Source organism: Streptomyces sp. NPDC027962 (assembly GCF_055566095.1).
In genome coordinates this window covers 310,665-333,518 of the sequence record NZ_JBVHTA010000001.1, presented here as the reverse complement: position 1 = coordinate 333,518, position 22,854 = coordinate 310,665, and the positions used below count along the sequence as shown (strand labels likewise).

17 protein-coding genes are annotated in these 22,854 nt (G+C 69.3%); 10 read left to right on the top strand and 7 right to left on the bottom strand.

The window, feature by feature from the left end; all coding sequences use genetic code 11:
- Positions 1 to 54: 54 nt before the first annotated feature.
- The 3 genes from ACZ4SA_RS01520 to ACZ4SA_RS01510 all read right to left on the bottom strand — a co-directional run bounded on the left by ACZ4SA_RS01520 (position 55) and on the right by ACZ4SA_RS01510 (position 3,092).
- Positions 55 to 1,242: an AAA family ATPase gene (locus ACZ4SA_RS01520; RefSeq protein ID WP_468268377.1), complete on the bottom strand. Its 1,188-nt coding sequence runs from the start codon at positions 1,240 to 1,242 to the stop codon at positions 55 to 57.
- A complete protein-coding gene (locus tag ACZ4SA_RS01515) occupies positions 1,239 to 2,480 on the bottom strand; it encodes a DUF262 domain-containing protein (protein WP_468268374.1) in 1,242 nt (413 codons plus the stop codon). Before ACZ4SA_RS01515 ends, ACZ4SA_RS01520 begins: the two co-directional genes overlap by 4 nt.
- 153 nt (positions 2,481 to 2,633) lie before the next feature.
- On the bottom strand, positions 2,634 to 3,092 hold the full coding sequence (locus ACZ4SA_RS01510; RefSeq protein ID WP_468268371.1) for an ATP-binding protein: 459 nt from the start codon (positions 3,090 to 3,092) through the stop codon (positions 2,634 to 2,636).
- 272 nt (positions 3,093 to 3,364) lie between these two features.
- Between ACZ4SA_RS01510 and ACZ4SA_RS01505 the strand changes: the two genes are divergently transcribed.
- The 6 genes from ACZ4SA_RS01505 to ACZ4SA_RS01480 all read left to right on the top strand — a co-directional run bounded on the left by ACZ4SA_RS01505 (position 3,365) and on the right by ACZ4SA_RS01480 (position 9,420).
- On the top strand, positions 3,365 to 4,636 hold the full coding sequence (locus tag ACZ4SA_RS01505; protein WP_468268368.1) for a hypothetical protein: 1,272 nt from the start codon (positions 3,365 to 3,367) through the stop codon (positions 4,634 to 4,636).
- A gap of 75 nt (positions 4,637 to 4,711) precedes the next feature.
- A complete protein-coding gene (locus ACZ4SA_RS01500) occupies positions 4,712 to 6,019 on the top strand; it encodes a DUF4145 domain-containing protein (RefSeq protein ID WP_468268365.1) in 1,308 nt (435 codons plus the stop codon).
- Complete coding sequence (locus tag ACZ4SA_RS01495) at positions 6,016 to 6,876, top strand: carbohydrate kinase family protein (protein WP_468268362.1); 861 nt, start codon at positions 6,016 to 6,018, stop codon at positions 6,874 to 6,876. Before ACZ4SA_RS01500 ends, ACZ4SA_RS01495 begins: the two co-directional genes overlap by 4 nt.
- On the top strand, positions 6,873 to 7,508 hold the full coding sequence (locus tag ACZ4SA_RS01490; RefSeq protein ID WP_468268359.1) for a 2'-5' RNA ligase family protein: 636 nt from the start codon (positions 6,873 to 6,875) through the stop codon (positions 7,506 to 7,508). The genes ACZ4SA_RS01495 and ACZ4SA_RS01490 overlap by 4 nt, the downstream gene beginning before the upstream one ends.
- Positions 7,505 to 8,278 carry an inositol monophosphatase family protein gene (locus ACZ4SA_RS01485; RefSeq protein ID WP_468268356.1) on the top strand — a complete coding sequence of 258 codons (774 nt, stop codon included), beginning with the start codon at positions 7,505 to 7,507 and terminating at the stop codon, positions 8,276 to 8,278. Before ACZ4SA_RS01490 ends, ACZ4SA_RS01485 begins: the two co-directional genes overlap by 4 nt.
- A 506-nt stretch (positions 8,279 to 8,784) precedes the next feature.
- Positions 8,785 to 9,420 (top strand): hypothetical protein, encoded by a 636-nt coding sequence (locus ACZ4SA_RS01480; RefSeq protein WP_468268353.1) that lies wholly within the window; start codon positions 8,785 to 8,787, stop codon positions 9,418 to 9,420.
- Positions 9,421 to 9,949: 529 nt separating this feature from the next.
- Here ACZ4SA_RS01480 and ACZ4SA_RS01475 read toward each other — a convergent pair.
- Positions 9,950 to 10,408 (bottom strand): DUF6069 family protein, encoded by a 459-nt coding sequence (locus ACZ4SA_RS01475; protein ID WP_468268350.1) that lies wholly within the window; start codon positions 10,406 to 10,408, stop codon positions 9,950 to 9,952.
- A 123-nt stretch (positions 10,409 to 10,531) separates the two neighbouring features.
- On the opposite strand from ACZ4SA_RS01475, the gene ACZ4SA_RS01470 reads away from it, so the two are divergent.
- The 4 genes from ACZ4SA_RS01470 to ACZ4SA_RS01455 all read left to right on the top strand — a co-directional run bounded on the left by ACZ4SA_RS01470 (position 10,532) and on the right by ACZ4SA_RS01455 (position 12,646).
- On the top strand, positions 10,532 to 10,705 hold the full coding sequence (locus ACZ4SA_RS01470) for a hypothetical protein (protein WP_468268347.1): 174 nt from the start codon (positions 10,532 to 10,534) through the stop codon (positions 10,703 to 10,705).
- A gap of 291 nt (positions 10,706 to 10,996) precedes the next feature.
- Positions 10,997 to 11,860: a helix-turn-helix domain-containing protein gene (locus ACZ4SA_RS01465; protein ID WP_468268344.1), complete on the top strand. Its 864-nt coding sequence runs from the start codon at positions 10,997 to 10,999 to the stop codon at positions 11,858 to 11,860.
- Complete coding sequence (locus ACZ4SA_RS01460; protein WP_468268341.1) at positions 11,857 to 12,042, top strand: DUF397 domain-containing protein; 186 nt, start codon at positions 11,857 to 11,859, stop codon at positions 12,040 to 12,042. The genes ACZ4SA_RS01465 and ACZ4SA_RS01460 overlap by 4 nt, the downstream gene beginning before the upstream one ends.
- Before the next feature lie 199 nt (positions 12,043 to 12,241).
- The gene (locus ACZ4SA_RS01455; RefSeq protein WP_468268338.1) at positions 12,242 to 12,646 is read left to right on the top strand and encodes a restriction system modified-DNA reader domain-containing protein; all 405 of its coding nucleotides are present in this window, start codon (positions 12,242 to 12,244) and stop codon (positions 12,644 to 12,646) included.
- Positions 12,647 to 12,975: 329 nt separating this feature from the next.
- Here ACZ4SA_RS01455 and ACZ4SA_RS01450 read toward each other — a convergent pair whose 3' ends face one another.
- The 3 genes from ACZ4SA_RS01450 to ACZ4SA_RS01440 all read right to left on the bottom strand — a co-directional run bounded on the left by ACZ4SA_RS01450 (position 12,976) and on the right by ACZ4SA_RS01440 (position 22,795).
- The gene (locus tag ACZ4SA_RS01450) at positions 12,976 to 18,480 is read right to left on the bottom strand and encodes a DNA methyltransferase (protein WP_468268335.1); all 5,505 of its coding nucleotides are present in this window, start codon (positions 18,478 to 18,480) and stop codon (positions 12,976 to 12,978) included.
- A 1-nt stretch (position 18,481) separates the two neighbouring features.
- Entirely contained in the window at positions 18,482 to 21,502 is a 3,021-nt protein-coding gene (locus ACZ4SA_RS01445) for an SNF2-related protein (protein WP_468268332.1), read from the bottom strand.
- A gap of 120 nt (positions 21,503 to 21,622) precedes the next feature.
- Positions 21,623 to 22,795, bottom strand: coding sequence for a serine/threonine-protein kinase (locus ACZ4SA_RS01440; protein ID WP_468268329.1), 1,173 nt, complete (start codon positions 22,793 to 22,795; stop codon positions 21,623 to 21,625).
- Between the last annotated feature and the right edge of the window lie 59 nt (positions 22,796 to 22,854).

The window sequence follows — 22,854 nt, the reverse complement described above, 5'->3', positions numbered from 1 at the left end:
TCTCCCCCTCCGCGACGGTGTGTGCGCCTTGCCCCGCCCTCCGCAGGCAGGGTGTCAGCCGATGAGCTGGTCCAGCGTGTTCTCCAGCTCGTCGAAGAAGCCCTCGGGCCATTGGTCGAGCATGCCGTCCGTGTCGACCCGCGGGCTGACGACCTCCACGCCGGTTCCGTCGCCACGGAAGTAGTGGAGCACCACCGAGTCGGGGGCGAGCCGCCCCTGTTTCACGGCGAGCCGCACGCCGTTGATGACGTGGTCGCTGTGCGTCTCCATGATCACTTGAGCGCCCTGCGCGGCGGCCGCTGCCGCCAGGGCGGCCATCCGGGTCTGCCCCTGGGGGTGCAGGTGCGCCTCCGGGTTCTCCAGGAGGACCAGGGAGCCGGGGCGAGCGGTGAGACAGGCCACCACGATCGGCAGGACGTACGTGAGACCGAAGCCGACGTTGCTGGGACGGCGGCGCCGGGTGGGGCCGAGGGTGCCCTGGAATCCGTACGAGAGTTGTACTGCGTCGGCGCCCTTGACGGCCTCGGCCTGGATGTCCACCCCGGGGCACAACTCACCCATCCAGGCGGCGGCCTGGTCAAGCAGCAGGTCTGACGCGGCACGCGGATGACGCAGAGGGCCTGCGGGGACCTCGTCCCGGGCTTGATGGCGGAGGAAGTTGACGGTGTGTTCGCCTCGTACGCCGAGAAAGGCGCGGCCGATGGCCGCGTGGTGGTCGCGCGGGTAGAACTCGGCGGGCGAGATCCGGTCGGCGTGCAGGTACTGGAAGGGGGCGGTGAGGAACGACGGGGCCACGGCCTCTGGCCCGGTCGGCGCGGCGGGGCCTTCCGAGGTGAGTGGCAGGTCCACATCGCGCAGTGGCAGCAGGTTCTGCTCGGCCTCGTACTCGACGGACCACTCGTAGTGGTACGGCCCCTCGTCGACGCGGATTTCGATCCGGGCCTCGTCCTCCGCGAAGTCCTCGTGCAGGACGTCCTCCCCGGTGCCGAGACCGACGAGTTCGCCGTTGAGCAGGAAGCCCTGGTTTCCGACGCCGACCGCCAGTCCGATCCGCTGGGCTTCGGGGAGGTACTCGGAGGCCGCGAGGTCGCCCGCCTCGTACGACTGGCGCAGAAGTGCGATCGACTGGAGGACGCTGCTCTTGCCGGACGAGTTGAGCCCGGTGAGGAGGGTGAGCGGGCCCAGCGGTAAGGACACGTCTCGGAACGCCTTGAAGTTGTGCAGTGTCAGACGGTCGATCACTGTGCAGCTCCCCCCTGGAACAATCGTGCCATCTCGCTGAACCTTGTACGGACCTTCTTGGGGTCGCCGGTGCTGATGGAGATCGACCGGTCGAAGTCCCAGTCCTTCATGAGGTGGAAGAAGCCGGCGAGCATCGTCTCCCGGGACGCTACCAGCTGTTGCCGCTCGTGATCACCGAGTAGCGCGAGGTTGACGGCGACCGTCTCGAACAGTGCCTTGTTGATCGGTGAACGCCCAGGTCCACCACGCCACTTGCGGAATGCGTGTTCGCCGAAGAGGTCCTTTGCGCACTCCATCGCCGCCCGGAACTCGCGGGCCAGGGAGTCCCGCTCCCCGTCGGTCAGCCGGTTGACCTGATGCATGGCGGTGACCAGGAAGCGGTCGAAGTCCTGCTGGGTGTGCTCGGCGGGGTCGGACAGGCGAAAGGCCAGGAAGCGCAGCACCATCTCCCGATCGGCCATCCGCTCGTTGGACACGCTCCAGCCGGTGGCCTCGCCGAACGACGGGTGCTCCGCCAGGTCGGCGAGGAACTCCCGGACCGGCCCCTGCACCAGCGCGTGCCGCAACTCCTGCGCCTTGAGCGGAAGCCCGCCGGTGTTGATACGGGAGAAGACGTTGTACTTCACGGCCTCCGGGGTGCCCTGTTGGATGATGTGCACGACGAGCTGGGTCTCCCGCAGCCGGATCTTCAGCCGTCCGGTGAGGTCCGCGTAGCCCTTGCCGTGGAAGTCGGTCAGGTAGTCCAGTCCGCGCAGGGTCAACGGCGGCATGTCGACGACGTCCGGGGCGATGAACCGGGCGATGGCGGTGAGGCGCTGGATGCCGTCGACCACGGCCCAGTTGTCCTCGCCGTCCTGGGCCATGTGGAAGTTGGAGATGGGGATGCGCAGCAGCAGCGACTCGATGAGCCGGCTCTGCATGACGTCGCTCCAGATACCTGCCCGGCGCTGGAAGTCCGGCGCCAGATCGATCATCCCCTCGCGCAGCCGCGACAGCAGCAGATCGACGGTGGTCGTCTCCGTGTGGATCTTGATGCTGTCGGGCCGGAACGGGGCGGAGATGCCGTCCGCGTCGCTGTAGAGGCCGCCGTCCTCCTCGTCCACGCCGGAGGTGACCTCCAGCTCGACGCCGGTTGGCCGGCCGTCCGACCCGATCTCCAGGGGCGGCTCCAGCGGCAGGAACAACGGGTCCTGCTCTCCGCCGATGTCCTCTGGAGCCGCGTACCGCTGGAATCCCACGGGCCGGTTCCTTCCGGTGGCCCGGCCACCTCCGCTGTCCTCCAGGCCCGCCATGCTCCCCGTTGCCTCCCGCCGCCGCCCGATGCCGCCCGATGCCGTGCCCGGCAAGCCTATAGACGGCATCGTGGCCTGTCAGCGCGACGTCCGGGCCCGTCAGCGCGGCAGGTCCAGCTCGGCGACGACCGTCTTGCCTACGGGGACGCGGTCGAGCACCTGCCACCGGTCGGCGAGCGCCTCCACGAGGAGCAGGCCCCTGCCCGTCTCCGCGAGCGGCGGCATCGTGGGGCGGGGCGCGCCGGGAGCCGGGGGCCGGCGGTCGCCCCGGGTGTCGGAGACCTCGATGCGCAGGGTCCGCCCGAGGAGCTTGAGCGCGACCTCGAAGTCCCGGCCGGGGACGCGGCCGTGGGTGACGGCGTTGGCGGCGAGCTCCGCCACGAGCAGGGCGGCGATGTCGGACGCGTCGCTGCCGTGGGGCAGGCCCCAGGTGTCGAGCTGGTGGAGCGCGAGCCGGCGGGCGAGGCGGGCGCCGCGCGGGGTGGAGCTGAACCGCTGGGTGAACACACGCACGGTGACGGGCGCTTGGCCGGTGGCGGGGGTGGACGGTGGTGTCATGCTCCCAATCTGGCGGAAAATCGAGGCCGCTCACCAGCAGTGACCCGCGTACGCCGCGTCAGCGTACGCACACGTGGCGCGAGCGGTACGAACGGGGAAAGGGGCCCCTGCGAAGGATTCGCCATGTTCCCGCCGGGTCGCCAGATTGCATCCCCATCGTCATGCGTCAGGCACACGCGACCATCAGGCGCCCTGCTCTCCCGGCGGGACGATCCGTATTCTGTGGCTCGCCCGGCCCACGACCGTCCGTTCCCTACCGGAGGCATCCCTCGTTGACCACGGACCTGAGCACCGTCACCGGCGTCCGGCAGACTCTCGCCGTCGTCCTGCCGGTCCGGCTCACCGCCTCTCCCACCTGGCCGACCGGGCCCATACCCTTCGACCTCGGCAGCCGCCGCACCGATGCCGCCACCCGGCAGACGTACTTCACCCCGGCCGCCGCCCGCGCCCTCTACGGCACCGCGGCGCGGCCGTGCCGCTGGCACCGGTTCACGGACGTGCGGCACGAGTCGCTGCGTCTCAGGGGCATCGAGTTACTGCGCACCGCCACCGCCCGGTTCCCCGACCACGGACTGGCGGTACTGCACTTCGACGTCGAGGGACCCGCCCTGCTGGAGACGCTGCGCGCCATCGGCCACCGCAGCCCCGCCGCCCCCGACCCGCTCGACGGCCCGCTCTCCCCCGCGGTGCTGCTCGACGGCATCGCGGAGCCGCGCGGCGCCACTGCCCCGTTCGCCATCGCCCGCCCGTACACCGTCGCGTTCCTCACGCCTGACGTGCAGCACACCGCCGCACTGCGGCAGGACGGCCGGCTGCCGGACACGGCCGACCGCTGGCTCTGGTACCTCGCCTCACGGTCCACGGACACCGACTTCCCCACCCCGCTCGAGCAGTGGCCCGAGCGGACGGGGCAGGCGCTGCGGATATCCGCCGACTGGAGCGCTCTGGTCCTGCGCCACGGCGCCGCGTTCCTCGGGCATCGCGCCGACCCGGGGGACGGCGACTTCTACGCCTTCGCGCAGCTGCACTCCCGCACCGTCTACCTCGACGCCCTGCTGCTCGGCAGCGTCCAGCGCGACCACATCGACGAACTGACCGACGGGCTCTCCGGTGTCTTCGACGGCCCGAAGCTGGCCCGCCGGGTGTCCGCCCTCGAACGGCACATCGCCACGTTCCGCAGCACCTATTGGCGCCAGCACCTCACCGCGCACGGACCGGCCAACGAGCTGCTGGTGGGCTTCCAGGCCCAGTACCGCCTGGCCGAGCGCTTCAGCGAGATCCTCGCCGAAGCGGCCGACTACGCCCGTCTGGTGCAGACCCAGGAGAGTCAGCAGATCGCGGGCGCACTCGGTGTCCTGACGATCCTCGGTCTGCCCGTCGGAACCGCCCTGAGCATCCTCCAGGTGCTCGACGCCAAGGGCCCCACGGCCGTTGCCCTCGCGCTCGTCACCGCCCTGGCCGCCACGGCTCTGGTGCTCACCACGCGCTACGGCCGCCTGGTCCTGTCCTCACTGCGCGGCCAGGACCCAGGGAACGGCCGATGACTCCCGTGCCCGCACCCGCCGGGCGCGCACGGCGACCGGATACCGGCTGTACCCGCCCGTGATCACGCTGCTACCTTGCTGTCCGCGAACCTGGGAGACGAGGATGCGGGACACGGGGTGACGGGCAGCGAGGGGGAGCCGCTCCGGCTGTACAGAAAGGCTCTGAGGTACGCGGAATCGGACCCCGAGGTCTTCCTCGGCACAGCGAGGAGAGCAGCGGAGTCGATCCTCTTGGACATCGCCCTGCGGGAGGCCGTCGGCTCGAAGCCGACACTCGAATCCCTGCTGACCGTGCTCTCCGCGAAGAATCTGGTGCCGCCCAAGGTCGTCCTCGCCGTGCGCACGATCCAGAACTACGGCAACTACGGCAGTCACGCCCAGGACGCGTCGGCCGAGGAGATCTCCGCCGAGGACGTCAGGCCGTGCCTCAACGCCTTGACGCAGTTGGCCGTCTGGTACGGCCAGACGGCCAGATCGCTGGCCGAAGAGGCCGTCCGGCACGAGCTGTCCGGCCACCGGCGCAGTACGGGCACGACCCGCCTCGCCGACTCGACCCTGATCGTGGTGAAGGCCGTTCTGCTCGGCTGCGGTCTGGAGAAGGCGCTGGCGCGGCGGAACCACCGTGTGGTGCCGCTCCAACTCCCCTGGTCCGACAACCTGATACGTGACGTGTCGGCCCGACTCCTCGACGCGGCGGTCTACAACGAGCAGCGCGTACTCCGCCTGCTCGAGAGGGATGAGGCCGTCCAGGACCAGGTGGTGCCCGTGGGGCGGGTCGGCTACTCGATGGGCGGCCGCAACTTCTACCTGCTCGCCGCCCGCGCCGGCCGCTGGGGCGGGGCGACGGCCGAGGAGTTCCTCGCGGATCCGGCCGGGGCGCAGATCGCGGTGCCCAAGCACAGCGACATGTTCGACAACCTGCTCTCGGCGCTGTCGACCGACGAGGCGGGCCTCGCGGACATGGGGATCAGCGTCCTCGACGTGCCGCACCATCTCGGGCTGGAGTTGTTCCATCTGAACCGGGACGTGCTGGCGGTGGGCGGTCAGAACCTGCGCATGCACGCGCGGGAGGACGACGGCTACTTCGAACTCCTCAACTCCGACATGCTGCCGGCAACGACTCAGGCCCGTCTGCGTTCAGCGGCCGCCAACGTGCTCATCGCGAACCGGGCGTGGCTGGAGGAACTGGAGTTGCGTCCCGGGGAGCTGCACCGAGAGCTGATGCGGTCGTTCCACGACTGCGGGTCCGACGACGAGACGTACGAGCGGGTGGTCCGTGACCTGGTGGCCCACGCCTCGTTCCCACCGGAGACACTGCCTGACATCCGGGAACGACTCGTGCGTCACGTGCTGTTCGAGAGCTACCGCTGGGGACGGCCGTGAGTGCGCAAAAGCGAGTGCTGGTCGTGGGCGGTGTGAACTTCGACGTCATCGCCCGGGCCGACCGGCTTCCGGTGGAGCACGAGAAGCTGCGGGGCAGCCAGTGCTCCGTGCTCCCGGGAGGCGCGGCGTCGAACACCGCGGTGGGGCTGGTACGGCAGGGCTGCGCCGTCAGGCTGGTGTCCGCCGTGGGCGACGACACGGCGGGTGCGATGTGCCTGGAGGTGCTGGGCGCGAGCGGTGTCGACACCTCGTTGGTACAGGTGCAGGCCGGGGCCCGTACGAGCATGGCCGTCGTCCTCTCCTCGGGCGGCGGCAAACGGATGCTGACGTTCGCGGGCGCGGACCGCGGCCGCGCCTTCGACGCCGTCACGGAAGAGGACGTACGCACGGTGGATCACGTCCACGTCGTCGGCGAGCCCACGCCCGCACTCGGACGCGTCGTCGCACTCGCACACCGGGCCGGGCGGAGCGTCTCCGTCGAGTGGAACGGCAGGGACATGAGCCCGCTCGCACACGGTGCGTCGCTCAACTTCATGAACGCCGACGAGGCGGCGCGCCTGCCGCAGGCCCGTGAAGCGCCCGGCGCCCACGGAACCGCGCGGCGCACGGCGGAACTGGTTGCGGGTGCTGTGATAGTGACCGTGGGCGCCAAGGGCGCCGTGTGGGCCACCGCAGCCGGGGAACTGTTCCAGGAACCCACCGTGCCGGTGGAGCCGTTGGACCGTACGGGCGGAGGCGACGCGTTCGACGCGGGCGTCATCGCCGGGTGGCTGAACGGCGAATCGCCGACGGCGTGTATGCGGCGAGGCCTGGACGCGGCACGTCATGTGATCACGAGAATGGGAGCTCACCCATGACGAGATGGCTCGGTGTCGCACTGCTTCCGCGTGCGGACCATCTGCGTGCCGCCGTACAGCTGCAGAGGGACATCGGCGGCGAGGTGCCGCTGCGGCCTCCCCTGGACCCGGACGGCAACCTCCCCCATGTCACCGTTTTCCAGGGCCCGTTCGCCGACTCGCTTGATCCGGCGGAGGCGCTCGGGTCCATCGCCGCGGCGGCGGTCGAGAGCGGTCTGAACGGCGAGATGTCACTGTCGACCACGGACGTGGTCTACCAGCCCACCGGCTGGCTGTTCCTCGCCCTGGAGCGGCCACCGCTGCTCGAAGCTCTGCAGGAGGCCGCGCTCGCCGCGCTGGAACGGCACCTCGACCGTGCCTCCTTCGACGGCGACAAGGACATCTCCCGGTTCACCGACGACGAGCGGGCCGGCTACGAGCGCTACGGCTACCGCTACACCGGCGCCGCCTACGCCCCGCACGTGACGCTGGGCCGCGCCGAGGAGAAGACCGCCCTGGAACTGGTCCGCACCGCGCGAGAGCGGGTCAGCCTGCCCAAGGAGTGGGTCTTCGACCGGCTCAGCTTCTATGCGATGGGCGAGCACGGCGCCCACGCCCGGACGCTGCTGGAACAACCCCTGGGCCGGACGTGACGGACCGGGACGACCTGCTGACGGTCGCCGAGGCAGCCGTGGACGAGGCCGCCGCCTGGCTGTCGACGGCCGACGGGGAGTGGTCGACCGCGCGGTTCAAGGCCTTCGGCGAGGAGGTCACCGCCGCAGATGTCGAGGTGGAGTCCCGGGTGACGCGGGTACTGGCCGCCCGTACGCCCCACATCCCGGTCGTCGGCGAGGAGTCCTCGTCCCCCGGGGTCCCGCTGCCGGCACACTGCTGGGTCCTCGATCCGATCGACGGGACGATGAACTTCGCCCGGGGCGCGCCGATGTACGCCGTGTCGCTCGCCCTTGTGCGGGACGGCGTGCCGCTGGTGGGCGTCGTGCACGCGCCGGCCCTCGGCCGGCGCTGGACCACGCCCGGCCGCCCGGACGACCCTGGTCCCGTGGCCGAGACCCTGGGCCGCGCGGTGGTGGGCGTCTCCGGCACCGGCTCGGCAGGCGCAGGCAGCGGAGGCAGCGCAGGCACACGACGCTTCCTCGACCGTGTCCACGACGAGGCCTACCGGGTCCGCATGCAGGGTTCGATGGCGCTGGACCTGGTGGGCCTGACGGAGGGCTGGCTGGACGCCTGCGTGTGCATCGCGCCCAAGCCGTGGGACGTCGCGGCCGGGGTGGCGCTCTGCCGCGAGCGGGGGCGGGCCGTGCTCGGCGCCGACGGCACGGCGTTCTCCTTCGACTCGCCGGTTCTGCTGGCGGGTACGCCCGGGACGGCCCGGAAGCTCGCCGGCCTGTGGGCGAGCAGCTGAGCCGGCGGCACCCGGTCGCACTCGCTCGGCAGCAGATCCTCTCGTCAGCCACTGGCTGACACACGGACGGTGACGGGCGCTTCGTGAGTGGCGGCGGTGGGCGGTGGTGTCGCATGCCCCGCACGGAGGTGAACCCGGGCCGTGCTTTCCGGCTGCCCGGCCTGGCAGCGCACGGCCTGCGCGGTCACCGGCGAGGTGATGGTCGAGGAGGCCGGTCCGGTGTGGCGGTACGGCTCCCCCAGACCGCTTCGCCTCGCCGGGGCGTGTGCCGCAGCCGATCTCACCGGACAGGCAACACACCGCGAGGGTGGGTGCGATCAGGTCGCTTTCCGGCCATCAATCACCACCCTGCCCACTTATCTTCACAGCAGGCACACAGGCGATCCCGACCATGAACACTGAGTGCAGGAGCGCGATACCGGCATATTGCCCTCACCCACGGCGCCGGGCCACCGGTTCGGCTATTACGTCCATACCGCGTACCCGGTGTAAGGAGGAGACAGTCGATGGATCGGTCCACGGAGTTCATGTTCGGCGTCCCCTGGATTATGAGTTTTTTCCACCAGGACTGGACATTGAGTGCCTCCACGGCAGCGGCGGCCGTGGCCGATCAGTTCGTGGAGGAGCTCGAGCCGGAGGCGGTCCTGCTGGTCCGCCGTGATGCCCGGCTCCTCCTCGAGGGGCTGTCGCCGGACCGGATCACCGAGCTGTGGCAGCAAGGCGTGGAGGGAGGAGAACGCTTCTACCACCGAGGCGGCGCCAGGGACGGTGCCGAGTGGATGGGGCAGGTGCTCGGTGTGTGTGACGCATGGCTCTCCCGCCGCTCGGACACCCCGGCTCTCTCCGGCGCCGACTGCTTCGAGGGGAGAGACCTGGCCGATCAGGTCCTGTCGGCGGTGGTGGAGCTCCGGGCGGTACTCGGCGAGAAGGTGTCGGATGCGCTCGTCGAGTGCGTCCGCAACTGCAGTCCCGATCTCGCCTTCCGGCTGCTGCTGCAGGTCCTGCGCACGAAAAGCGCCTCGTTGTCCCCGGAGTACCTGTATCTGTCCGCAGAGCAGTACGCGAGGTTGGAGGCGCTCGGGGCGGCGTTCCGCTACGGCGAGTACGTCGTGAGCGACGTCAAGTACCTCGTCGGCCCGTAGGCCGGGCTACCGGTGCGCGACGCGTCGGCCCGCACCCCCTGGCAGGGAGTGCGGGCCGACGTCTTCATGCGGCCTCGGAAAGCGGTGCGTACTCCGTGACGGAGCTGGGAATCACCGCGAATTCCGGCATACGAGGCCGGCGCGGGAGGCACCCGCTGCGAACCTCCGCCTGCAGGCGACCCGCTGGAGCCTTCCAAGAGACGCCAAGGTCGGGCCACGCCCAGCTTCGCCCGGCCGGGCCGAGGTCGGCACCGTCACCGACGTGGGCGTCGTGCACGCGCCGGCCCTCGGCCGACGATGGACGACGCCCGGCCGCCCGGACGACCCTCGTCGTCGGTCCGGGCTCTGGGCTCCAGGGCCACCACGCCTCGATCGGCTACCCCGCCGACGGCACGGTGTTCTCCTTCGACTCGCCGGTTCTGCCCCCGGGCGCACTGTGCGCCCGGGGGCTCGATGTGCTGCGGGGAGTCGGGGAAATCTGCGAGTGAGGCGAGCGCCGACTTCTCAAGGTTGGCTCACGGTCACAGCGTTAGAGGAGCCGGTGGCGGCGGTGAAGCTCCAGAGTGGTGACGACCGCCACGCCGACGGTGATGTGCATCAGAGTCAAGGCTGCGACGGTGCCGCCATCGGCGCCGGACGACAGCGGGCCAGCGACCGACAACAGTGCCAGGCCGCCGCCCATGTACTGCGCGATCCGCAGGAAGACCGGTTTCCACAGGGACAGCAACAGGGCAGCACCCGTCCCGACGACCAGCGGGACGGCTGAGGCGCCGACGACGCCCCCGACCGTGATCGGATGCTCTTCGCCGCCGTCGACGATGACGAGCGAGGCATCGGCCAGCTCGGCGACGGCGAGGATGATCAGATTGACGACGACCGCGCAGGCCGCCCCGGTGACGAGGGCCTTCCACCAGGTGAGGCCGGAGCGGTGGACCGGGGATGCGTCAGGCCCAGCGGGGCCGGGTTCCTGAACGGTATTGCTCGACATGGGCTTCTCCAATGGGTGAAGTGCCGCGCCGCCCCTGGCCGCCGGCGGTGCGTACGAGTAACCCTCCAACCTGAACCAAACTTGAGGTCAAGACCCGTCTGGATGACATTCCGTGGTGCGACGGTGAACCTTCTCCTTCAGCCGCAGGACGCCTCGCCGTACACCGCCACCAGCTACTCCGAGGCCCATGAGGACACCAAGGGCTTGCTTGTCGCCGTCCACCTCAACAACGCGCGTCCCGGGGAGGCCGCCACCGGGGCGCTTGACCGGATGCGCTCCAGGACGGGTGTGGACTGAGGACTTTCGCTCAGTGACCGGTTGCTGTCAGGCCGCCGTGGCATGCGGCCGGAAGCAGAACCTCTCTGTGAACATACGTACGGTAACGGGCGCTTGACGGGGACAAGGGCGTGCGGTGGTGCCGTGTGCCCAATCTGGCGGGGGATCCGGGCCGTTCACCAGCGATGAGCCGCGTACGCGGTGTCAGCGTACGCGCACGATCGGTGGACAGTACGCATTACTCGGCGTGACGATGGAGCGAGTCAGAAGCGGTACGGCGGCAGGGCGGGTGCGCGCGGGAGGTGGCCGACAGTGGCCTACGAATGCACGGACGGCGGTACGGGAGCGGGCGGCAGCACCGAACCGGGGGTGTCGGACAGTCTGCGCACGTTCGGCGCGTTCGTCCAGGCGTTACGGGAGCATGCGAACCTGAGCCGGGAGGAGTTCGGCGACCTCGTACGCTTCTCGAAGCACACGGTTGCCTCGATCGAGCAGGGCCGCCGCATGCCGGACCGCGACTTCGTGGAACGCGCGGAGGCGGCGCTCGGGAACACGGGCGCGCTGCGGAAGGCGGCGCCGCACCTGTCGCGGCAGGCGGGGCTGGCGAGTTGGTTCCGGCAGTGGGCCCGCGTGGAGACGACGGCGATCAGCCTGTACACGTACGAATGCCGAGTCGTGCCGGGTCTGCTGCAGACGGAGGCGTACGCGCGGGCGGTGTCGCTGGACGTGCCGCCGCTGCCCGACCCGGAGGAGTTGGAGGAGCGGATCGCGGCGCGGCTGGCGCGACAGGAGTTGCTGGCGGTGACGCGGAAGCCTCCGACGGCGTTCAGCTTCATCGTGGAGCAGGCGGTGCTGGAGCGGTGGACGGGCGGGGAGCGTGTGACGCGGGAACAGTTCGACCGCCTGCTGGAGTTGATCGAGCGGAACTGGAACGTGGAGTTCCAGGTGATGCCGCTGCGGCAGCCGTCGCACGCGGGAACGGACGGACCGATGCGTCTGGCTGAGACCCCGGACCATAAATGGTTCGCCTACTCCGAGGGACAGCAGAACGGACGGCTGATCGCCAACACGAAAGAGATCAGCCTGCTCCAGCAGCGGTATGCGAAACTGCGCTCGCAGGCCTTGACCCCCGAGGACTCCTTGGGCCTGTTGAAACGATTGCGAGGAGCGCTATGAACACGTCCGACCTGGCCTGGTTCAAGAGCAGTTACAGCGGCTCGCAGGGTGACGACTGCGTCGAGGTGGCGAAGGGCACGCAGGCGATCCACGTCCGGGACTCGAAGGACCAGATGAGCCCGGAGCTTGCCCTCTCCCCCACCGCGTGGGACGACTTCGTCTCGTTCGCCGCCCAGGGCTGACTCTCACATAGACAGCAGCGCCCCGCGTCAGCCTTCGTCTGACGCGGGGCGCTGCTGTCTGCGCCAGTGAACTCGGGCTGCGCCACGCATGCCACGCCGGCCAAGTCGTTGGCTCTGAGCGCGAGTTCGTCGCCTGGAAGCCTGGACACCTGGACCTGGACGTCGTATTATCTGACTAGGTGACCGAAAGGTGGGGTGAATGCCTACTCACTCGATTGACGTTGACGACGAGGTGTACGCGCGACTGGCACGGGAGGCGAAACCACTTGTCGACACTCCCAACAGCGTGCTGCGGCGACTACTGGGACTGGACCGCGAAGCAACCGCTGTGTCTACCGATCGAAACCGGGCTGCTGCCCTTACTCCTCTACTTGCCGCCGGGCGACTGACCGTCGGTCAGGCCCTAACCTGGCGCCGCCGCAACTTGGGCCAAGTGCATACCGCATTCGTAACCGCCGACGGAAAGCTTCGTCTTGATGACGGCACCGTGCATGACACTCCGTCGGGCGCCTGCTCAGCCGCAGCAGGGGTTGCCGTAAACGGATGGTCTGCCTGGCGCACCACCAAAGGGGTTGCCCTGCAAGAGCTTCGTGAATCCACCTGATTGCCACCAAGGGGCGACACCCTTGGAAATCTAACTAGCCCCACCAGAGGTTATCTTGAACACAACAACATTGACGCTCATATTAGTTTGTGCTCTCGCAGCTGGGTACGTTGCCTATACTCGCGAGAAGCTGACCCAGCCCATCCTCGTCGCCGTCGCTATCGGATCGCTAGTATTTCTCATCGCAACGTTCCCACCCCCATAACCATTCACCTGTCACCAGACCTGAGCGCCCTCGCACCCCGCGCTAGCCACTGCTGCGCGGGGCACCCCGGTCGGCCGCCACCTCTAACATTCCATTTCTCTCAATCAAGGCAGTCATCGCAGAGCTACCGGCTATTCTCTAGACGACTCACAAAGAATGCATGCGCAGCGTATAGCTCTCGCTCCCGTTCTGCTTTATAGAACGGCGCCGCATACCCTTCCGGCGGGCAAGGGATTTCACCCGCCTCATAAGCCAGCAACCCCGCATAATCCTGCTTGGTCTGACCAAATCCAAAAACATGATGATTGCGCGCAATCCTGCGACCGGAAGAGTCAAACCAGATCTCTTGTTCATAATCAGCGAGAATCGGAAAGCGCGATCGATAAATCGCTACCAACTGCTTCGCAGTCATTCCGAGCCAGACCGCTACCAGCGCATCGATCTCAACAAGGGCCGCACGGCGCTCAAACTCCGTGCGAAGTGGGGTGCTGTGTCGCCAGGATGATTCCAGGTGTGCCGCAAGGGGTGAAATCCTAGGCCACGATACTGCCCACTCCTCACCCTTAGGCCAGGTATCGTCATAAAGTTCCTCCCAAACCGAGGCGTATGCCTCGGTTAGACAGTTAAGGCGCAGAGTGCGCAGCAGGAGAGACCCGGCCAGGGGGTGACTAGGATCAGCAAACGGCATCTTCCTGGCCTCCGCTACCTGCAAGTCGGAGCGCCCTGTAATTCGCAGCAAATAGTCCAGCGGCAAGGCAGCCCAGAAGCCAGCATTAAGCGAAGTGAGTAGATTGTCAGCCAGCGCCATTGATTCAACGGTATGCACATGGGCTGGCCCTGGCGGGATCAGAGCAGCGAACAAGCTCCTTTCAGTATCGAAAGGAATCATTCTCCGCCATGCCAGACGATAGAACTCTGTATATGGACGGAAGAGCCACAGTCGACGCCGTAGCAGCTCTCTCTGCTCGTTTTCAGGAAGCTCTAGTTCAACATCACTCAAGACATTGGAACGACTATCCCAGTCTCCAAAGGATGGGGCCCATGACGACTTCAGGCGCCCGTGATCCAGCCACCGATCCTGGACCCCTCTGAACTTCTCACGCCCACAGTCGCGCACATAGTTCGTGCGCGGAATTTCATCCGCCGCGAGTGCCAGGAGGTTCCAACTGGACCAGTCACGGTTTGTTTTACCAACTCGATTCGGTTGCTTATTGAAGACTGAGGAGGCCACGCCCAGGTGCGGCCCTTGCAGGATTACCTCGTCGAGCGATTCCGGCATTGCAGTGGCCCACCGATAAAGGCCCAACTTCTTTGTGGCCAAGTTCTCGAACATGCCGATGGTAATTCTAGGGTCGTGCGCACCCACCCGATCCTTGACATTCGCAAGCGCCGTGATTGCACCCTGCTCATCCGTCGTCACCGGATAGAGCAGCGCTGCCTGACTAGCAGGGATCGTTGTACCGCCTGACAGTCGGTGCCACTGCGCGAGCAAGTCCGCGTCCACCTCGATCAGACGCGCCCGGTGCGGGCGTAGCTCCCACTGCCCCGCTGACTTGATGCCCGGCAGTTCGCCTTGGCCGTCATGGACAAACGAATCGCGCAGCGTCGATGGATCGAAGAGCCAGCTTACATGCGTGAAGCGGATCGGACGCTCCTCACCATAGATCTGAACGCCAAACTCAGTGTTCGCATGAATCTCAGAGAATACACCTCGCCGATTCGAAAAGTGCCCATGAATCCGGAGATGCGCGTAGGCGGCTTCACGCAGTCGGCCTTCCTTCACGCCACCAAAGTGCGTGTCCGGATGGACAAGTCCAGCCGTTCCGCCCACGCCAAAATGACGCCACACTTGACACATAAAAGCCCGATAAAGATCGGGTCTTGTACCTGAAATCAGCATGTACGTCGTGGGGTCGCTGAGGAACCCAGCCATGCCGACAATTGCGGCAAGTTCCCCAAAATATGAGCGGCGTTGTACAACATTTGTCAGCACAGCATTCTTACGCTCTCGCCATTGATCAGCTGAGGGCTTTTCGCTCAGCTTGAACCATGGCTCGAACTCGGCCAGCACCCGAGCCTCGTCCCAATCCGGCCGCACCCACGGCGGGTTCCCCACCTGGAGGTCGAACCCGCCACCCTTCCCCCGGAACACGTGCGCGAAGTGCAGCTCCCAGTGGAAGAAGCCGTGGCCGTCCTCCGCCTTTATGTCCTTCTCCGTCGTGCCGGCGATGTCCTCCACCGTGTTCAGCCACGGGTAGCGGAACGGCAGCCGCGCCGGGGTGTCCATGCCGAGGAGGCCCTCCAGGCGGTCCTCGACGTCGCTCAGCAGCTCCAGCGCCTCGTCCGGGGCCAGGTCCTCGATGCCTGCCAGATACGAACCCTCGGGCAGGTCCTCCTTACCCAGGACCGACTCCAGGAAGTCCAGCCAGTCGGCGAACGTCACCAGGGGGATGCACGCGCGCCGCTGGTCCTTGACCTGGGCCCTGCGCCCCGAAGAGCCCCGCTTGGGTCCGGTCGCAAGCCCGGCGCCCGCGCCCAACTCCTCCTGCTCGCCGTCCGGGTCGTCGAACAGCCCGGACGCCTGCCACAGTTGGTCCCCCGGGGCGGGGCCGGTCGGCTCCATCGGCTCCTCGGCAGCCACCGCCGCGCGCGCGCCGCCCAGCAGCCCCGCCACCGACGACTCGTCGACAAGCCCACCGCCCGTCCCGTACACCGGGTCCGTGCCGTCGAGTTCGCCGACCTTGTCCAGCGGCCAGAACCACAGCGCGCACCACGCGTCCATTACGGTCTTGAGCCGCCAGTACGGCGTGCCGTACCGCGTCAGGTCGTCCAGGACCTTCTGCTTGTCCTCCGCCTCCGCCGACTGCTCCAGCCAGTCCGCGCCCCACACGTCGATGCGGCGCGCGATCTTCCGCTCGGAGAGTTCGAGCCGGGTGGCGACCAGCGACCACAGGAACTCGGCGCGCCGGGCCACGCCCTGCAGCCGGCCCAGCTCGGTCCTCTGAGCCGCCTTGCGCCACCGTTCGTAGCGCTTCTGCCGTGCCTCGTCGGTCTCCTCCCCGCGCTCCTGGAACGGCTTCGGCCCCTTCGGTGCCTTCTGTACGCCCTTGCGCCACTTCCCCAGCGCTCTGGCCTCGTCCTCCGCGAGCTTCTTCGCCTCCGGCTCTCCCGCGACCGCACCCCAGCCGATCGCGGGCAGCAGGAACTGGTGCACCGCGCCCTCGGGCAGCGGGCCGTCACGGAAGGGCAGGTCGGTCGGCGGCAGGGTGTTCTTCTTCGCCAGCCACGCACCATCCGTCAGAGCATCCGCCCGGTAGACCTTCCGGCCCGCGCCGATGAGCGAGTTGCCGCGCCGCAGGTGCAGGCCGAACCAGGGGGCACGCATCCCCGGATGCATGGAGTTGAGCCAGAGCGAGACCTCGGCCAGCTCCACCGCGGTGGCGTTGAGGTCGACCCCGTACGCGTTGTGCAGGGCGATGTACGCCTTGGCCTTCTGGAGCTCGATCTGCCGCAGCTCGGGGTCGATCCGGCGGCCCAGCTCGTGTTCGCGCCGCCTCAGGTACTCGGCGGCCACCTGGTCGATGGCCTCGTTGAGGAACGCGCCCGACCCGAGGGCGGGTTCGCAGATCTTCCACTCCAGGAGTTCCCTGGCCGGGGTGACGGTGTCGTGCTGGTCGAGACGGTGCTTGAGGGCCAGCTCGACCGTGACCTCGGTGAGGGACTTCGGGGTGTAGTACGAGGCGGAGGTCTGGCGGTCACGGCCTGCCAGGCGGTAGACGAACGTGCCCTTCGGATGGACGACCCTCTCCGAGCGGCCGGTCTCCTCGTTCGTGCGCTTGACGAAGACGTCGTCCGGGTAGTCCCGGACACGGGAGGCGGCAATCATCCAGCTGCCGCCCGACGGGTCGCCGCCCTTGGCAACCTCGTACAACTCCTCCTCGGCGATGAAGCCGGTGTATGACATCAGGCCCTCGTACACCGCGCCGAGCTGGTTGATGCCGAGCTGGGCGTACGAGATGAACCCGCCGCGTCCCCTGCCCTTGCCCTTGGTGAGCATCAGGCGGCGCAGCACCTTGTGCAGTGTCTCGTTGCGCAGCCGGGTGTCCAGGAACGGGCGGCGCCGCTCACCCTCGCCGCCTCGGTACGCCGGGTTCTCGATCTGGTCGTCCGAGATGAGCCGGACGGCCTCCTTGGTGAAGAGCTCGGAGCTCAGCGCCTCGAAGCGCAGACCCGCGCTCGTGCTGCGGGCGGCGGCGCGGCGCACCCGGTCGGCCTCGCGGACGCGTTCGGTGTGCTCGGCCGGGGTGATCGTGCCGGCGGCGAGCAGCCGGGCCGCCTCGTTCTCCGCCTCGGTGGCCTCGCGGGCGGCGGCCTCGGCCGCCAGGTCCTCGGGCTCGGTGCCGTAGCGGCGGTGGCCGTTCTCGACCTTGTCGAAGAGCAGGTCGAGTGACTCGTACAGGTGGAAGCCGCGCCGGGAACGTTCGCCGACGAGGTCGCGCAGGACGAGGTCGCCGAGGCGCTGGAGGCCGTATCCCTGTTCGTACTCCGGGTAGTCGGAGGGCAGGATGCCGAGCGCGGGGCTGGCCTCGGCGTACAGCAGGAACAGGATCCGGTACAGGTAGCGCAGCGACTCGCGGCTGAGTTCCTTGGCCAGGCGGGCCGGGTCGTCGAGGTCGGCCGGGGTGACGCCGTTCTCCGGTTCGCGCAGGCGGTCCAGGACCTCGTTGGCGATCCATTCGACGCTCAGGCGCAGGCCCTCGCGCAGTTCGGTGGAGACGCCGACGGCGTGCTTGCCGGACTTGTCGAGGAAGGCGGCGAGCGGCGCGGTGCCGCCCTCGGCGGGGACGCGCAGCGAGTCGGCGCCGAACAACGCGGCCACCGTGTCGAGTTCGCCGCCGTGGCGGTCGTCGCGGCGGCCCAGGGCCTCGTCGAGGTCGGCGGCCAGGTAGCGGCCCTCGTGCCAGGCGAGGCGGTCGGCGAGGACGATGACGCCGCCGACGAGCAGGAGGACGTAGCGCGGGGGTGCGTCGCAGGCGAAGAGGAAGTCGGTGAGGGCCTTGGCGTCCTCAAGGGTCGCCGACGCCTCCAGGGCCACGGGGTGGAGCAGCCGGCCGGCGCCGTCCGGGTCGAGGGCGGCGTCGGGCCGGGTGGTCCAGCCGCAGGAGACGGCGTACAGGCCGGGTTCGGCGTGTACGACCTGGACGGTGTACTCGTGGTCGGCACGGTGGACGGTGACGGTCTGCTCGTGGGCGGCTGTGTAGCCGAGGGCGTGCAGGGTGTCCAGGTGCAGTTCGGTGACCCGCTTCTGCCAGCCCGCGGGGACCGGCGCGTCGGGTTCGGCGAGCGTTTCCGCGTCCTGGGCGAGGGCGGCGCGGCCCGCGAAGTAGGGGGCGCGCAGGGCGCGCAGGCCCTCGCGGGGGGTGCGGGCACGTGGCGGCACGGAGTCGGGGGCGGCGCCCTGGCGCTTCGCCTCGGCGACGGCGTCGGTGTACCGGCGGCGCTCCTCCTCCTCGAAGACGGCCCAGCGGGCGAGGAGGCCGTCCTTGGCCTTGAGATCCTTGGGGAGGACTTCGGCGAGGTAGTGGGCCGAGAGGTAGTCGCCGTGGTTGACCAGCGAGTCGTACGTCACGTCAGATCTCCGCCTGGGCGTCGGACGGGTGAGGGGCGATGGCGGCGGGTCCGGCCGCCGGACCGGCGCCGGGGGCGTTTGGGTCGCCGGGCCGGTCGAGGACGGCCAGGACGCGCAGCAGCGGGCGGCCGGTGGTGTGCAACTGGTCGAGCAGCCGGGCCAGTTCGTCGGCGGTCTCCTCGACGAGGCGCTCGCGGCGGCCCGTGATGCCGGGCAGCAGGGAGTCGTCGCGCCACCGGGCGACATGGTCGCGGTAGGTGGCGAGGGGCTCGCTGATCTGCTCCTCCCATGCGGCCCTGCCCGTCTCCAGGTGTGCGCGGGCGGCGGCGACGGCGGCCGGGACGAGGGCCTGGAGCCGGTCCGGGTCGCGCGGCCCGCCGGTGCGGGCGAGCCGCGGGCCGACCTTCGCATCGCGAAGGGCGTCCGCCATGGGGCGCACCTCGGGCGTTCCGGTGCCGTCGGCGTCGAGGCCGGTCACGGCCATCCAGCGCACCACGGTGGGGCGGCCCAGGGCGTTGGAGTGGATGCCCTGGACGAGGAACACCGGCCCGTCGACGTGGGGCGTGGTGATGACCGGGGCCTCCTGCCGGCCGAACTCGACGAGGACCTTGTCCGTCAGCCACTCCACCACCGGGTGGATGTCGGTGAGGAAGGAGACCTCCGGCCACATGGTGCTGCTGCTGTCCCTGGCCTCGGTGAGCTTACGCTGCGCGAGGGTGCGGTCGAAGGTGACCAGCATCCGCTCGGCGACACGCTGCTCCTTGAGATAGGAGGGCGGCAGGGCCTTGAGGCGGTGCAGCAGGTCGGGGGCCATGGCCGGGGAGAGCGAGAAGTACGCGCCGCCCTTGGCGTCGGTGCCGGACGACAGGCCGATCAGGTCCTCGGCGCGCTCCTCGTAGACCTCGTCGAGGGCGGTGGAGACGAAGTCGGCCGTGTCGCCCTCGAAGAGGGAGATCAGCTCGGCGCGCGGGGGCAGTTCGTGCTCGGTGATCGTGCCCACCTGGCCGAACAGGTCGGCGAGGGCGGTGTCGTCGGCGGGGGCGGACTCCAGGAAATCCTCGACCGTGCCGCCCCGGACCAGTTCCCTGATGAGCCGGCGTTCCTCCTCCTCCGCCCGGTAGAAACCGGACACGGCCTCGGCCGTTCCGTCCAGCTTGTGGGCCTCCTCCTCCCGCAGGAGCAGCTTCTCGGCGACCGTGCGGTCGTCCTTGGCGCCGGGCACGGCGGAGGTGAGGATCAGAGCCCGGAACTGGGGCTCGTGCTTCTGCCCGTACCGGTCGATACGGCCGTTGCGCTGCTCGATGCGGATCAGCGACCACGGGATGTCGTAGTGGATGAGGTGGTGGCACTGGCGGTGCAGGTTGACGCCCTCGGAAGCGACGTCGCCGGTGAACAGCAGCCGGACCGGGTTGTCGGCCAGGCCGAACGCCTCCAGGACCTTGTTCTGCTCGTCGTCGCTGAGCCCGCCGTGCATGACTGTGACGGCCTTCGACGTGCCGTCCGCCCCGACCGGGAAGCCCAGGCGGGCGGGGACGACCTCGGCCAGCCATGTGAGCGTGCGGACGCGTTCGGAGAAGACGACGGCCCGGGTGGCGGACCGGGGGCCGACGCCGATCTCCTTCAGCTGCTCGACGAGGGCGTCGAGTTTCGCGGAGTCACCGGGTGCGGTGCCGTCGCCCATGCCCGCGACGATCTCCCGCAGCCGGGCCAGGGCCGCCTGCTCCGGGGCGATGGCCGGGTCGGGCGGCAGCCCCTTCTCCTCGGCCCTGCGGACCCGGTCGCCGAGCGAGGCGATGCGGTTGGCGACCGTCTCACCGAGGGCCGTGTGGGAGGACAGGAACGTCTTGAGCAGGTTGTAGGCGAAGAGCTGCTCGGTGGCGACCGAGGTGCGGTCCTGGTCGGCCGTGCCGAAGTCCGTGCTCGTCGGCGGGGCGGGGAGCCAGTGCTCGGTGAGCTCGGCGAAGATCCGCTCCTCCGCCTCCGTGGCGGCGCAGTGGAGCGAGACGGTGGGCCCGCGGTCGGGCCACTCGGTGCCCATCTCGTCCCGCACCTCGGGGCTGATCTTGGTGCGCCGGATGTAGAGGTGGCCGAGGTCCTGTGCCGGGTCGTAGTGGTCGGGGTCGGCGATGGCGGCCGGGTCGAGGAGCGAGATCAGGTCGGCGAAGGAGCGCTTGTCGCCGTTGTGCGGGGTCGCGCTGGCGAGCAGCAGGGCATCCGTGCGCGGGGCGAGGATCTCGGCGAGAGCTCGGCGCTGGCTGCCGGGGTTGATCAGGTTGTGGGACTCGTCGATGACGACGGCGTCCCAGCGGATGCGCTCCAGGTGGTGCCGGTACTGGCCGATGTTCTTGAGCGTGTCCACAGAGATGATCACGCGCTTGTAGTGCGTGAACGGATTCCGGCCCGCCGGGATCTCCCGCTGGATGCGCTGGACGCCGAGGGAGTCGAGCCGCACGAGCGGGATCGAGAAACGCGTCCACAGCTCGTGCTGGAACTGCTCCAGGATGCTCTGCGGGGTCACGACCAGGATGCGCTCGCCCCGGCCGCGGCGGATGAGCTCCGCGAGGGTCAGTCCGATCTCCAGCGTCTTGCCGAGGCCGACGACGTCGGCGATCAGCACCCGGGGGCGGAGGTTGCGCATGGACAGGGCGAGCTCGGCGGGGCGCTGCTGGTAGACGAGCGGGTCGAGCAGGAAGCGATCGGTGAGCGCCAGGCCCCGCTCCGACTGCGGCAGCGGCGTCTTGCGCAGCACGGCTTCGATGAAGAGGCGGCTGCGCCGGAAGTACGAGGAGGTGTCGGGGACGAGCCGGGTCTTCTCCGGGTCGAGCAGCTCCACGTCGTCGATCCCGCTGAAGAAGACCGCTTCCTCGTCGCGGACGAACTCGGAGACGCCGACCGCTTCGATCTTCTCGCCGTCGTGGTCGGTGGGAACGGTGTTGCGGACCAGCCACTCCTCGTCCCGTACGAGGATCTGCGCACCCGGTGGGAACCGGGTCTCCCCCTGCGTCGCCCCCTGGTCGGTCACCCGCGGTCCCTCCGTCGTCCCGTGCGTCGTGCGGCCCTGCCTCTTGCGGCTCGGCGACGGCAAGTCTGTCACGGCGGCCGGGGCTGCCGTGCGGGTCTGGAGAAGGGGCAGCCCCACAGCTCAGAAGCGCGCCTCGCGTGCGTAGGCGGCACGGATCCGCTCGGCGATCCGCAGGGGTGCGGTGGGGCGGACGCCGGTGGCGGCGCGGCCTCGGGGCAGGGCGCCTGTCTGCCCGGCCGGCGGGACGGCGTCCTCCGGTTCCTCCGCGGGCTCGGCGTCGACGGCATGCGGCTGAGCCCCGGCCGACGCCGGTGCGGCCGCCTCCTCGTCCTCGGCCGCCGCCACGTCGACGGCGGACGGCGTGTAGGCGGGCTCACCGGCCGCGCTGTCGAACGCGGTCGCGGGGAGCTGAGGCACGACGATCTCGGGCGTCAGGTCGGTGAGACGGCGCTTGGCCTGCAGCGCGGTCAGCCCCTGGCCCTGGATGACGTCGACGAGCCGCTTGATGACCTCCGGGAGCGCGGGCCGGGCGGCCGGGTCCGTGGCCAGCATGTCCGTGATCACAGGCGCCAGCTCCGGCGGCAGGCCGGTCAGGTCGGGAGTGGTCGAGGGGTCCTCGATCTTCAGGGCAACGGACTGCCACGTCGGCCCCTCGTACGGATAGTGCCCGGTCGCCGCGAACAGCAGCACCGCGCCGAGCGCGTAGACGTCGGCGGACCGGTCCAGCCGGTGCTCGCCCCGGGCCTGCTCGGGCGGCATGCACAGCACGCTGCCGACGACGAAACCGGTGGCCGTCAGGGTGGTCCGTCGTTCGGCGAGCACGGCGAGCCCGAAGTCGATCACCTTGGGTCCGTACTCGGCCAGCAGGATGTTCTGCGGCTTCAGGTCCCGGTGGAGCAGGCCCGCCTCGTGCACCGTGCCGAGCCCTTCGGCCAGCAGCGCCCCGAGGCTCGCGGTCTCGGCGAGCGGGAGAGGACCGTGCCCGGACACGAAGGTGCGCAGATCCGGTCCGGGGACGTACTCCACCGCCAGCCAGGGCTGGTCCGCGCCCGCGTCCGCCCCCACGAAGGCGGCGACGAACGGACCGTACACGGTGCGCAGGCTCTCCACTTCGGACAGGAAGCGCGCACGGGTGTCCTCGTCGAGGACCGAGGGCTTGATGACCTTCACGGCGGCCTGGTGTCCGGCCACGGACTCGCCGAGGAACACCTGGCCCATCCCGCCGGACCCGATGCGGCACACGAGGGCGAAGCCCCCGATCGTTTTCGGGTCGTCGTCCCTCAGTGGCTCCATGATGCTGCGTCTCCCCCTTGCGGCCTGCGTGCCGTGCCTCCGGGCGTGAACGGCCCATG

Bases quoted from the DNA above. Each gene is read 5' to 3' on its own strand.
- ACZ4SA_RS01510 (WP_468268371.1), bottom strand. From the start codon at position 3,092: ATGACACCACCGTCCACCCCCGCCACCGGCCAAGCGCCCGTCACCGTG.
- ACZ4SA_RS01490 (WP_468268359.1), top strand. From the start codon at position 6,873: ATGACGAGATGGCTCGGTGTCGCACTGCTTCCGCGTGCGGACCATCTG.
- ACZ4SA_RS01480 (WP_468268353.1), top strand. From the start codon at position 8,785: ATGGATCGGTCCACGGAGTTCATGTTCGGCGTCCCCTGGATTATGAGT.
- ACZ4SA_RS01475 (WP_468268350.1), bottom strand. From the start codon at position 10,408: ATGTCGAGCAATACCGTTCAGGAACCCGGCCCCGCTGGGCCTGACGCA.
- ACZ4SA_RS01460 (WP_468268341.1), top strand. From the start codon at position 11,857: ATGAACACGTCCGACCTGGCCTGGTTCAAGAGCAGTTACAGCGGCTCG.
- ACZ4SA_RS01455 (WP_468268338.1), top strand. From the start codon at position 12,242: ATGCCTACTCACTCGATTGACGTTGACGACGAGGTGTACGCGCGACTG.
- ACZ4SA_RS01440 (WP_468268329.1), bottom strand. From the start codon at position 22,795: ATGGAGCCACTGAGGGACGACGACCCGAAAACGATCGGGGGCTTCGCC.